The following is a 12681-nucleotide window of genomic DNA, read 5'->3' on the forward strand; positions in this document are numbered from 1 at the left end:
GCTAGGAAGATAATGTTCTGATTAAATTGGAGAAATCTTCTTTGATGTCGTGACTTTCCTCACGCAGCTGCTCGATCTTCCGGCAGGCGTGCAACACCGTGGTATGGTCGCGGCCACCAAACGCATCGCCGATTTCTGGCAGGCTGTGGTTGGTGAGCTCTTTTGCCAGCGCCATCGCCATTTGGCGGGGACGGGCAACGGAACGCGAGCGCCGCTTGGACAACAAATCAGCGATTTTAATTTTATAGTATTCCGCCACCGTCTTTTGAATATTATCGATGGTGACCAGCTTTTCCTGCAGTGCCAGCAGATCGCGCAGCGCTTCACGCACGAAATCGATGGTAATGGCACGGCCGGTAAAGTTTGCGTTGGCAATCACGCGGTTCAACGCCCCTTCGAGCTCACGCACGTTGGAACGCAGGCGCTTGGCGATAAAGAACGCCACTTCGCCCGGCAGACGGATATTATTCTCGTCGGCCTTTTTCATCAGGATCGCTACGCGGGTTTCCAGTTCTGGCGGTTCGATTGCTACCGTCAGCCCCCAACCGAAGCGGGATTTCAGACGATCTTCCACGCCGTTAATCTCTTTCGGATAACGGTCCGAGGTCAGGATTATCTGCTGATTGCCTTCCAACAGGGCGTTAAAGGTATGGAAGAACTCTTCCTGTGAACGCTCTTTATTGGCAAAAAATTGGATGTCATCGATCAGCAGCGCATCAACCGAACGGTAATAACGCTTAAATTCTTCAATGGCATTGTTCTGCAAGGCTTTGACCATGTCCTGCACAAAGCGTTCAGAGTGCATATAGACCACTTTGGCGTTGGCCTTGCGTGCCATGATGCCGTTACCCACCGCGTGCAACAGGTGAGTTTTACCCAGACCGGTACCGCCATAAAGGAACAACGGATTATAGGCACCGCCCGGGTTATCTGCTACCTGACGGGCCGCCGCGCGCGCCAACTGGTTGGATTTACCCTCAACAAAGTTATCAAAGGTGTGCTTTGGGTTAACGTTGGAGCGGTAAGAAAGTTCAGGCTGCGGCGCTGCGTTGTCCCAGCTTGGGCGGGACGGCGCGGCAACACGCGCTATTGGCGCGCTGGGTGCACTGACGCTGGCGGTGACGGTCTGGCTAATGATTTGGGAGAGGGGTTTACTGCCCACTTCAAAACGCAGCAATGGGGCATCCGTACCGCAGAAATCATTCAACAGGCCATTGATATTGTTTAAGTACTTATCGCGAACCCAATCCAGCACAAAACGATTGGGCGCATAAAGCGCCAGGGTGTTGTCACTCAGTTCCGCCTGCAATGGGCGTATCCACATACTAAATTCTGTGGCAGGTAACTCATCCTGCAATCGGGCAAGACACTGCTGCCAAAGCGAAAGTGACACGGCGGACTCCACTCGAACAAGATCAATAAAAGAAAAGAATCAGGCTAATTTTTTATAACTCATGATTTTTGACACATACCCGGCATCGGCTGTTTGCCTGTGGGGGATGCGAACCGCCTTTCACGGTTTATGTCCCTCACGATCCCCGCTTGAGAGATCGCGATCGGAATGACGGATCATAGCGCAATCCGCGCAAGAGATCCTCCTCTTCATCACAGATTAGATCCATTTTATCCACAGGCCCCGGCCTGCGGCGATCTTTTCGCCAGCCTCGCTAAATTGCAGGCAAAAACCCGCCTGAGGAAAGGTATTTTTTACATTGTCAACCGGTTATACCCTGTTATCCACGCCAGATCCTTGGCTTTGCCCCCAAGGATCGCATCGGGATCCTTGCGATTTACCCCCGAGTCCGTATAATCTTCGCCCTACGTGTGTACCTGGTTCCTAAATGGTGTGTCATTAACCGGACAGGATTCTGCGGTGACCACGGGCCAATACCGGATTTTACTCCGAATTGGCAGACAACCAGGTAGGCTAGCGCAATGTGAATTGACTCAGGACTGTACAATTATTACAATCCCGCCTCTTTATATATTGCGATTGAGGCGTCGGTCGTCTTCACGCCGAATAGCCAAACGCGTTTACTGATCAGTAATTATTTTAAGTTTAGGTAGAAATCGCCATGAAACGCACTTTCCAACCGTCCGTATTGAAGCGTAACCGTAGCCACGGCTTCCGTGCTCGTATGGCCACCAAAAATGGTCGTCAAGTTCTGGCCCGCCGTCGTGCGAAAGGCCGTTCTCGTCTGACTGTTTCTAAGTAATAAAAGCTAACCCGCTGAGTGGTTAAGCTCGCTTTTCCCAGGGAGTTACGTTTGTTAACTCCCACTCACTTCACTTTCGTCTTCCAGCAGCCACAACGGGCTGGCACGCCGCAAATCACCATCCTCGGCCGCCTGAACCAGCTGGGGCATCCCCGCATCGGTCTTACCGTCGCCAAAAAACACGTCAAACGCGCGCATGAACGCAACCGGATCAAACGCCTAACCCGCGAAAGCTTCCGTTTACTTCAGCACGAGTTACCGGCGATGGATTTTGTCGTGGTGGCCAAAAAAGGGATAGCGGATTTGGATAACCGTGCACTGACGGAAGCTTTGGAAAAATTATGGCGTCGCCACTGTCGCCAGGCTCCCGCATCCTGATCGGGCTGGTGCGGGCTTACCAGCTCGTCATCAGTCCGCTGCTTGGGCCTCGTTGTCGCTTCCAGCCGACATGCTCTCATTACGCAATTGAGGCATTAAGCAGGTTTGGCATGATAAAAGGCAGTTGGTTAGCATTGAAACGCGTATTAAAATGCCACCCCTTGAACCCAGGTGGCGATGATCCCGTGCCGCCGAAACCCGACGATAACAGAGAACACTAACGATGGATTCGCAACGCAATCTTCTCCTCATCGCTCTGCTGTTCGTGTCTTTCATGATCTGGCAAGCCTGGCAAACGGACAACGCTCCGCAACCAGTCGCGCAGACCACGCAACAGACTTCGAACCCTGCTACCGGTGATGCCGCAAGCTCAGCAGTTCCAGCCAGTGGCCAAGGTAAACTTATTACCGTAAACACTGACGTGCTGTCGCTGACCATCAACACCCGTGGTGGTGATATCGAGCAGGCTAAACTGTTGGCCTACCCGGACACTCTGGGTTCATCGACGCCATTCCAGCTGCTGGAAACCACACCGGCATTTGTTTATCAGGCGCAAAGCGGCCTGACCGGCAGAAACGGCCCGGATAACCCGGCAAATGGCGAACGTCCTCTGTTCCAGGCGGCGCAGGACAGCTATACCTTGCCGGAAGGCCAGGAAGAGTTGCGTATCCCGCTGACCTTTACCGGTAAAGACGGTGCAATCTACACCAAGACTTTCGTGCTCAAGCGTAACCATTACGCGGTTGGCGTTGACTACAACGTCGACAACAAGAGCACCACTCCGCTGGAACTGACCCTGTTCGGTCAACTGAAGCAGACCACCGAACTGCCTAAGCACCGTGACACCGGCAGCAATAACTTCGCTCTGCACACCTTCCGTGGTGCGGCGTACTCTTCCAGCGAAGACAAATATCAGAAGTATGCGTTCGATAAGGACGAGAACCTGAGCGTGACCACCCAGGGCGGTTGGGTTGCGATGCTGCAACAATACTTCGCCACCGCCTGGGTACCGGCAACTCAGGGTAGTAATACCTTCTATACCGCCAAGCCTGGCGACAACCTGTCTACCATCGGCTTCAAATCTACTCCGGTAGTGGTGCAGCCTGGTGCGCAGCAGCAGCTGAACGCCACCCTGTGGGTTGGCCCGGAACTGCAGGATCAGATGGCCCAACTGGCACCGCATCTGGACCTGACCGTGGATTACGGTTGGTTGTGGTTCATCTCCCAGCCGCTGTTCAAACTGCTGAAGTTCATCCACGGCTTTATCGGTAACTGGGGCTTCTCAATTATCATCATCACCTTCATCGTGCGCGGCATCATGTACCCGCTGACCAAAGCGCAGTACACCTCGATGGCGAAAATGCGCATGCTGCAGCCAAAACTGCAGGCGATGCGTGAGCGTATCGGTGATGACAAACAGCGCATGAGCCAGGAAATGATGGCGCTGTACAAGTCTGAGAAAGTGAATCCGTTGGGGGGTTGTCTGCCGCTGGTTATCCAGATGCCAATCTTCCTGGCGCTGTACTACATGTTGATGGGCTCGGTTGAGCTGCGCCATGCGCCGTTCGCGCTGTGGATCCATGACCTGTCGGCGCAGGACCCGTACTACATCTTGCCAATCCTGATGGGCGTGACGATGTTCTTCATTCAGAAGATGTCGCCAACCACCGTGACTGACCCGATGCAGCAGAAAATCATGACCTTCATGCCGGTGATCTTCACAGTGTTCTTCCTGTGGTTCCCGTCCGGTCTGGTGCTGTACTACATCGTCAGTAACCTGGTGACCATCCTCCAGCAGCAGTTGATTTACCGCGGCCTGGAAAAACGTGGCTTACACAGCCGCGACAAGAAAAAGACCTAAGCGTATTGTAAGGGTTTGGCGCGCTGAACCCTTGCAGCGATAGATAAGAGGCGGTCATTAGACCGCCTTTTTGCATATTTTATTGTCAGAGAGAACCGCCTTACCCGACAGCATTCGAGCTTGCAGGTAGGCGGCAACTGAACGCATTCCCGAGAACCTGGTAAGCCAGGTGACCGAGGGTAAGAGAAGGCAGCCAACACCGCTGCAACTTGAAGGATAAAGGGTATATGAGCACCACCGATACCATCGTAGCCCAAGCCACCCCGCCGGGACGCGGCGGCGTCGGCATTCTGCGTATTTCCGGCCGTGGCGCCAAAGACGTCGCCCAGGCCCTGCTCGGCAAGCTACCCAAGCCGCGTTACGCCGATTACCTGCCATTCCGAGATGCCGCAGGGGCCACCCTGGATCAGGGCATCGCACTGTGGTTCCCGGGCCCTAATTCGTTTACCGGCGAAGACGTGCTGGAACTGCAAGGCCATGGCGGGCCGGTGATCCTCGATCTGCTGCTCAAACGCGTGTTGGCGCTGCCAGGCATGCGTATCGCGCGGCCCGGTGAGTTTTCCGAACGCGCATTCCTCAACGACAAGCTGGATCTGGCGCAGGCCGAGGCGATTGCCGACCTGATCGATGCCAGTTCAGAGCAGGCGGCACGCTCAGCCATGAACTCGTTGCAGGGGGCTTTTTCCACCCGCATCCACCAGCTTGTGGAAGCACTTACTCACCTGCGGATCTATGTAGAAGCGGCCATCGACTTCCCCGATGAAGAAATCGACTTCCTGTCTGACGGTAAAATCGAAGCGCAGCTCAATGGCGTTATGGCCGATCTGGACAGCGTACGCGCCGAAGCGCACCAGGGCAGTCTGTTGCGTGAAGGGATGAAGGTGGTGATCGCCGGGCGGCCAAACGCCGGTAAATCCAGCCTGCTGAACGCATTGGCCGGCCGCGAGGCGGCAATTGTTACCGATATCGCCGGCACCACCCGCGACGTTTTGCGCGAACATATTCACATCGACGGCATGCCATTGCACATCATCGACACCGCCGGCCTACGTGAAGCTATCGACGAAGTTGAGCGCATCGGTATCGAACGTGCATGGAACGAGATCGAACAGGCGGATCGCGTACTGTTTATGGTCGATGGCACCACCACCGCGGCCACCGAGCCGGCTGAGATTTGGCCAGAGTTTATGGCACGTCTGCCGCACCGCTTGCCCATCACCGTGGTGCGCAATAAAGCCGATATCACCGGTGAGACGCTGGGTATGACCGAAGTAAATGGCCACTCACTTATTCGCCTGTCGGCGCGTACCGGCGAAGGCATAGATCTGCTACGTGACCACCTGAAGCAGAGCATGGGCTTCACCAGCAATATGGAAGGCGGCTTCCTGGCACGCCGTCGCCACCTGCAGGCGCTGGAGCAAGCGGCCCAGCATCTGGTTGAGGGCAAAGAACAGTTAGTGAGCGCTTACGCGGGGGAGCTGTTGGCCGAGGAATTGCGCCTGGCGCAGCAGGCGCTGAGTGAAATCACCGGTGAATTCACTTCCGATGACCTGCTGGGACGCATCTTCTCCAGCTTCTGTATCGGCAAGTAAACCATCATCCCTCTAAGGAAAGAACAGGCATGGCATTAACTCTCAAGGTGTTACTGGAAAACCGCCGCGCCACCGGCGTGGACAAATCGCTGCGGGTGAAAGCCGGGCTCAGCCTGTTGATTCAGGATGAAACGGACTCGGTTTTATTTGATACCGGCCCTGATAACACTTTCCTGCATAACGCAGAACTGATGGGCGTCGATCTGTCCGGGTTAACCGCGACGCTACTGTCACATGGTCATTATGACCACTGCGGCGGCGTCCCTTGGTTACCCGATAACAGCCGTATCATCTGCCATCCGCAGATCGCCAATGAACGCTATTCGGCGGTAAAACTGCTGGGTAAAACCCGGAAAATCAAAAAATTATCGCTGGATATCGATTACTCACGGCATCAAATGGAGTACAGCAGTGAGCCACTGCATATCAGCGAACGTTTTATCTGGTCCGGGGAAATCGCGGTTGCCGAGCCAAAAGCCTATGGCGTGATCAGTGGCAACACCGAGGCGGTGGATTACGTTAGCGACGAGGGTGTGCTGATTTATAAGTCCGATCGTGGGTTGGTGATTATTACCGGCTGTGGACATCGCGGGATCATTAACATCGTGCGCCACTGCCAAAAGATCACCGGGGTCAATAAGATCCATGCGTTGATCGGCGGTTTCCACCTGCGCTGCGCATCACCGCGCCTGTTATGGCAGGTCAGGCATTTTCTGAATCAGCAAAAACCCGATAAGCTCATGGGGTGCCATTGTACCGGTTCATGGGGACGGCTGTGGTTACCGGAGATGATATCACCGGCGACGGGAGACACTTTCGTTCTGGAATAAAACGCTAATAAGCACATTAGTTTTTACCGCCATACCATTGAACAAGAATCGCTATCTCCCCTGGCTTGCCAAAAATCACCTAAGCTTATCTCAGCGATTTTTGTCGGGAGAGATAAGAAAAAATGAATGACCCACTGGATTTACTGGGTGTCGGCCTTGGCCCCTTCAACCTCAGTCTGGCCGCGCTGGCCTATGAAAGTGGCGTCCTCAAATACACCTTTCTCGATCGAAACGCCAGCTTCCGTTGGCACCCCGGCATGCTGCTGCCTTCCGCCTATATGCAGACCTATGTACTGCAAGACCTGGTGACGGCGGTAACACCTCGTAGCCAATTCTCCTTTATCAATTACCTGGTCGAGCAGAAAAAAATCTATCGGTTTTTGATCACCGAACAGCAAATTATCAGCCGTGAAGAGTTCTCAGACTACCTGAGCTGGGCCTGCGATAGATTAGATGGGCTACAGTTTTCACAGTCGGTTGAAAGTATTGATTTTGACGATGACAAGCAGCTGTTCGAAGTCCGCACCATCAACCAGACTTTGTGGGCAAAGAATATCTGCCTGGGTACCGGCCACGATCCCTGGCTGCCGGAGGCGTTTTACCCTGCACTGGGCGAAAACTGCCTGCATGCCGCCGAAATTGCCATTCGCAACCCGGATCTGACCGGTAAGCGAGTCGCCGTTGTCGGGGGAGGCCAAAGTGGTGCAGATATTTTCCTGAACGCGCTACGCGGCCATTGGGGAGAAGCCGCACAGCTGGACTGGATTTCTCGTCGGCCGAATTTCCAGCCGCTGGACGAGTCCGCCTTCACCAATGAATACTTCACTCCTGAATATGTCGATTATTTTTATACGCTACCGCAGGAGATCCGCGAACGCGAAATCAAGGCTCAGAAGTTACCTGCAGACGGCATCAGTAATCATACGCTGCGCACGCTGTACCATGAGTTGTACATGCGTTTCGACGTGATGCACCAGCCGCGTAATGTCCGTCTTTTACCACACCGAACGTTGCTGGCGATCGAACCGACGGACCAAGGCTATCAATTACGTACCCGCCACGGTTTGGAAAATCGTCAGGAAGGATTTCATGCCGACGTCGTCATTTTAGCGACGGGTTACCGCCCTTCGCTGCCGTCCTGTCTAAAACCGCTGCTGTCACGCATTCCTTTCGACAACAAACAACGCTTGCCGCTACAGCCGGATTTTAACCTTGAGTGGCAGGGGCCTGAACAGAATCGCATTTATGCGGTGAATGCCGGAATACATAGCCACGGCAGCGCAGAAGGAGGACTCAGCCTGATGGCCTGGCGCTCGGCCCGCATCCTCAATCACCTGCTCGGCAAACCCCATTTTGATTTGACGCCGAACGCATCGATGATCCAATGGTGGAGTGATGCGCCGCCGGACAATGATATTGCTTAGTCCGATAAATAGGATAAAACGCATACTGTTTTTTAATGATAAATCCTCGACTTATGCTTAATCTAACTCCCCAGCGTTTTCAGCGCCCCCTCTGTCACGGAGTGAATAATGGCATGTCATTTTGCCCGATGGATCCCCACATCCACCGCACTGGATACCCGGAGATTATCCGCCGAGGTAGTTGCTGCAACCGCTGCTTTTTCCGTTAAACGCCGCCAGCGCTTCCTGCAGGGGCGCATCCTGCTCGCAGAAATGATGTTTTATCTTTATGGCTTGTCGACATTGCCGGCTCTCGCCACCACCCCCACCGGACGCCCCTGTTTCGTCGATAATCACCTGCCCGATTTCAGCCTGGCCTATGCCAGCGATACGGTGGGGGTTTTGCTCAGCCAGGAAGGCAAGGTAGGCCTGGATATCGAAGTCATGCGTGCCCGTGCCGGGCAACATAGAGAGCTGCAACACCAATACCAAACGCCGGCAGAAAACGCCTGGATCAGCGCACAGTACGACCGGCTAGAGGCGGAAACCCAACTGTGGAGTATTCGCCAGAGCGTGCTGAAGCTTTCGGGCCTGGGTAACAGTGGGCAATCGACGCTGCTGCTGCACCCTTTCTCCGGTCATTTGCGCTCCAGCATCACTCCTCAGGTTCATGTGATGAGCGATGCCGACGAATATCTGAGCTGGGCTTGCGCACGTGAACCCAGCCTGGAGCGCTTAATCTGCTGGCAATACGAAGCGGGTAAAGGCCTGTACAAGCACGGCGAAATCTCCCCGCGAGCCCCTGCACTCTCCACCCGCTTTGTGAAATTAACCAGTCTGGCGCTCCACCGCTGACATCGGCGATTTATGGCTAATCTGTAAGATAAAACTTTCTTTAACAGATAAATTTCTGCATAAAACTGCAAAGTCAGCCAATTATTCAGCAATCATCTATTCTCTCCGCCCTTCTTGCCCTAGTATCTTCAGGTGTTCCAAGCTGAATCTGTTCATTCGAAAGGGAGAATCACCATGTCAGACCAAGCATTAAAAATCGTCACCCTGCTCGGCAGTTTGCGCAAAGGCTCTTACAACGCAATGGTAGCCCGCGCCTTACCCGGCCTTGCGCCACAGGGTGTCACCATCGAAGCTCTTCCCTCTATCCGTGATATTCCGCTGTACGATGCCGATGTACAACAGGAAGAAGGTTTCCCCGCTTCGGTGGAAGCCATTGCCGAGCAAATCCGCCAGGCCGACGGCGTGATCATCGTGACTCCGGAATATAACTATTCGGTACCAGGTGGGTTAAAAAATGCCATCGATTGGCTATCCCGCCTGCCGAATCAGCCGTTAGCCGGTAAACCGGTGGCGATCCAGACCAGTTCTATGGGGCCGATTGGCGGCGCACGCTGCCAGTATCATCTGCGCCAGATCCTGGTATTCCTCGATGCGATGGTGATGAACAAGCCGGAGTTTATGGGCGGTGTGATCCAGAACAAAGTGGACGCGCAGGCTGAGGAACTGATCGATCAGGGAACCTTAGACTTCCTGACCGGACAACTGTCCGCTTTCAGCGATTATATTCGTCGTCTGAAATAAATGTCTTTTTTGACGCCTTCATAAAAAATTCAATTGAAGGCGTCATTTCAATCAGAGAGTTACTCCCAACACATTAAAAATAAAGCCATTAAATTATGTATTTTTTCATTTTGTCCATCTTACTGGCTTTCACCACCAGACCGCTATTAGCTACAGAAATGCATTATCCCGCCGGAGAAGAGCCGATCGAGCTACCGGTACATAGCCCACTCAGCGCCCAACTGCCACGCACCACCCAGAGCCAGGAAGATAAAAAGATCGCAGCCATGTCGTTGTATCTGACGCTGATGCGTGAAGACGGCCGTAACATATGGGCACCCTATCAACTGGCGGCTTCCTCAACGGAAAAGGGCCAGACCGAACTGGCAGAGCGCTATCTGCAACTGAGCGCCGATCGCGGGTTATGGTATTACTACAATCTGCTGGAAGACGACGCCTTCAACAACATCCAACATAGCAGCACCTACCTGTCGATTCTGGCGATAACCAAAGCCCGCTATCTGCAACATGCTCATTGGTTCGAAGGCAAAGCCAGCTATGCCATTCCTGACGGCACACCACCGCCCGGAGGCTGGCCAACGGTGGTGTACCTGCACGCCTATGGCAAAAGCGCCGGTATCACACCGGAAGAGCGCGTGTTTTTTAGTGAGATCGGCGTCGCCTATATAGAGATCAACGGCACCCAGTTGCTGTCTGAAAACAGCTTCCGCTGGTCAAATTACAGTGACGAAAGCACCCAGAGCGCGATTCAGCGGGCTCTGCAGCCATCCACCGAAGAATTAAAGCTCAACCCGCAGAAAATCTACCTTGCCGCCCGCGGACAGGGGGCGCTGCATGCCGCTAATCTGTTAGCCAAATACCCGCAACTTTATGCCGGCGCGCTGCTGATTGCCCCAAATGGCGGGATCAAGCAGGCACAGCAATCTCTGGCGACCCATAAGCGGCTGGTGGTGGCCTACTACGAACGGCAAAATTTCAGCGAACAGGCACTGGCAATGCACTTTGCCAATCTGTTCAGCGAAAATAATCAGGTGGAGGCTTTGCATTTTGCCCAGGGCGAGAGCCCTGATGGCGGCTGGCAGGCGCGTTTTAAACGGCCGTTGCAGTGGATGTTGCATCAGGCGCCCGACGCAACACCGGGCACCTAAGATAACTACACGCATTGGCTTGCAGGCTACGGAGAAAGTTAGTTATTAGGGAGAGCGTGCCGAAGGGGTCGTAGCAGCTTCAGCTGCCGGAGCGCCCCTCGGTGCGCTAGGCCCGGGTATCTCGGATTCAAAGACAACTTTGTCATCAAACTCGGGCCGACATTGTCGGCCCTGTTCTTTCGTATCAGTGACCGTCGACAAAAACAATCTTCAGCACAAACAGCAGCGCTACCACGACCACGCATGGGCTGATTTCACGCCAGCGGCCGGTACCCAGCTTCATTACGCAGTAAGAAATAAAGCCAAGCGCGATACCTTCGGTAATCGAGAAGCTGAACGGCATCATCACCGCCGTCACAAAAGCAGGTACGGCTTCGGTCAGGTCATCCCACTTCACCCGCGCCAGGCTGGATGTCATCAGCACGCCCACGTAGATCAACGCGCCGGCAGCGGCATAAGCCGGCACCATGCCTGCCAATGGCGACAGGAAAATCACCAACAGGAACAGAATACCGGTAACCACCGCGGTCAGACCGGTACGGCCGCCGACGGAAACCCCGGCAGAACTCTCAATATAGGCGGTAACGGAAGAGGTGCCGACAAACGAACCGGCCACCGAACTGATGCTGTCCACGTACAACGCCTGCTTCATGCGCGGGAACTTGCCTTTGTCGTCGGTCAGACCGGCCTTGTCGGTCACGCCAATCAAAGTGCCGGAGGAGTCAAACAGGTTCACCAGCATAAAGGAGAAAATCACCCCTGCCAGGCCAATGTTCAGCGCACCCGCCAAATCAACCTGACCCACTACCGAGGTAATGTTCGGAGGCATGGAGAACACACCGCCGTATTTCACATCGCCCAGCGCCCAGCCGATCAGGGTAGTTACCACGATGGAAACCAGCACCGCCGCATGGAAATTACGTGAGGACAGTACGGCAATAATAAAGAAGCCCAGCGCGCCCAGCAGCACGTTGTGCGAGGTCAGACTGCCTATGGTCACCAGCGTATCCGGGTTAGCCACCACGATGCCGGCATTTTTCAGCCCCATCATGCCGATAAACAGGCCGATACCGCTGGTGATCCCCACACGCAGGCTCATGGGTATATTGGCAATCATCCAGTAACGGACGCGGAAAATAGTCAGCAACAATAAGCCGACCGCCCCCCAGAAGATAGCTCCCATGCCGACCTGCCATGAAATGCCCATCGCGCCCACGACCACAAAGGCAAAGAACGCATTGAGGCCCATAGCCGGTGCCAGTGCCACCGGCAGATTCGCCAACAGGCCCATAAAAATACTGCCGAAAGCGGCAATCAGGCAGGTCGTTACGAACACCGCCTGCGTATCCATGCCCGCCGCACCCAGAATTTGGGGGTTAACGAACACGATATACACCATGGTCAAAAAGGTAGTAATACCGGCAATCGTTTCCGTACGCGCCGTGGTGCCATGTTGCTTGAGCTTAAACACACGCCCAAGCAAGCCTTGCTCAACGTCAAGGCCAGTGACTTGTTTGTTCATTTTCAGAAATTCCGAAGAAGGGAATGGACCGTCGCCGGCTATCCTATACCCAAAATAATTGGACTCGCAGCCAACACAAATGCGGTTTCAAGTATGCCGGGTATATAACAAAAAGTCAGGGTTTTGATGCTGATC

12 protein-coding genes are annotated in these 12681 nt (G+C 54.2%); 10 read left to right on the forward strand and 2 right to left on the reverse strand.

Annotated elements, in window-relative coordinates; genetic code table 11:
- Position 1: 1 nt before the first annotated feature.
- Complete coding sequence (gene dnaA, locus OCH02_RS21305) at positions 2-1393, reverse strand: chromosomal replication initiator protein DnaA (RefSeq protein WP_261432856.1); 1392 nt, start codon at positions 1391-1393, stop codon at positions 2-4.
- A gap of 682 nt (positions 1394-2075) precedes the next feature.
- On the opposite strand from dnaA, the gene rpmH reads away from it, so the two are divergent.
- From rpmH to OCH02_RS21355, 10 genes are all read left to right on the forward strand, one after another.
- Positions 2076-2216, forward strand: coding sequence for a 50S ribosomal protein L34 (gene rpmH, locus OCH02_RS21310; RefSeq protein ID WP_003849659.1), 141 nt, complete (start codon positions 2076-2078; stop codon positions 2214-2216).
- 18 nt (positions 2217-2234) lie between these two features.
- Positions 2235-2594 (forward strand): ribonuclease P protein component, encoded by a 360-nt coding sequence (gene rnpA / locus OCH02_RS21315; protein WP_025123954.1) that lies wholly within the window; start codon positions 2235-2237, stop codon positions 2592-2594.
- Complete coding sequence (gene yidD, locus OCH02_RS21320) at positions 2558-2815, forward strand: membrane protein insertion efficiency factor YidD (protein WP_012004505.1); 258 nt, start codon at positions 2558-2560, stop codon at positions 2813-2815. Before rnpA ends, yidD begins: the two co-directional genes overlap by 37 nt.
- A gap of 2 nt (positions 2816-2817) precedes the next feature.
- Entirely contained in the window at positions 2818-4455 is a 1638-nt protein-coding gene (yidC, locus tag OCH02_RS21325; protein WP_261432857.1) for a membrane protein insertase YidC, read from the forward strand.
- A gap of 227 nt (positions 4456-4682) precedes the next feature.
- Positions 4683-6047, forward strand: a complete 1365-nt coding sequence (gene mnmE, locus OCH02_RS21330) for a tRNA uridine-5-carboxymethylaminomethyl(34) synthesis GTPase MnmE (protein ID WP_261432858.1) — start codon at positions 4683-4685, stop codon at positions 6045-6047.
- 29 nt (positions 6048-6076) lie between these two features.
- A complete protein-coding gene (locus tag OCH02_RS21335) occupies positions 6077-6877 on the forward strand; it encodes an MBL fold metallo-hydrolase (protein WP_261432859.1) in 801 nt (266 codons plus the stop codon).
- A 122-nt stretch (positions 6878-6999) separates the two neighbouring features.
- Positions 7000-8301 carry a lysine N(6)-hydroxylase/L-ornithine N(5)-oxygenase family protein gene (locus tag OCH02_RS21340; protein WP_261432860.1) on the forward strand — a complete coding sequence of 434 codons (1302 nt, stop codon included), beginning with the start codon at positions 7000-7002 and terminating at the stop codon, positions 8299-8301.
- Positions 8302-8409: 108 nt separating this feature from the next.
- The gene (locus OCH02_RS21345) at positions 8410-9135 is read left to right on the forward strand and encodes a 4'-phosphopantetheinyl transferase family protein (RefSeq protein ID WP_261432861.1); all 726 of its coding nucleotides are present in this window, start codon (positions 8410-8412) and stop codon (positions 9133-9135) included.
- Between the two features lie 174 nt (positions 9136-9309).
- Positions 9310-9876 (forward strand): NADPH-dependent FMN reductase, encoded by a 567-nt coding sequence (locus OCH02_RS21350; RefSeq protein WP_012004499.1) that lies wholly within the window; start codon positions 9310-9312, stop codon positions 9874-9876.
- Positions 9877-9971: 95 nt separating this feature from the next.
- Positions 9972-11024, forward strand: coding sequence for a hypothetical protein (locus OCH02_RS21355; protein ID WP_261432862.1), 1053 nt, complete (start codon positions 9972-9974; stop codon positions 11022-11024).
- Between the two features lie 184 nt (positions 11025-11208).
- Here the strand turns inward: OCH02_RS21355 and OCH02_RS21360 are convergent, their stop codons facing one another.
- Complete coding sequence (locus OCH02_RS21360) at positions 11209-12546, reverse strand: NCS2 family permease (RefSeq protein WP_017894487.1); 1338 nt, start codon at positions 12544-12546, stop codon at positions 11209-11211.
- Positions 12547-12681: the final 135 nt, after the last annotated feature.

The organism is Serratia quinivorans, assembly GCF_946227985.1.
GTDB classification, from domain to species: Bacteria; Pseudomonadota; Gammaproteobacteria; order Enterobacterales; family Enterobacteriaceae; genus Serratia; species Serratia quinivorans_A.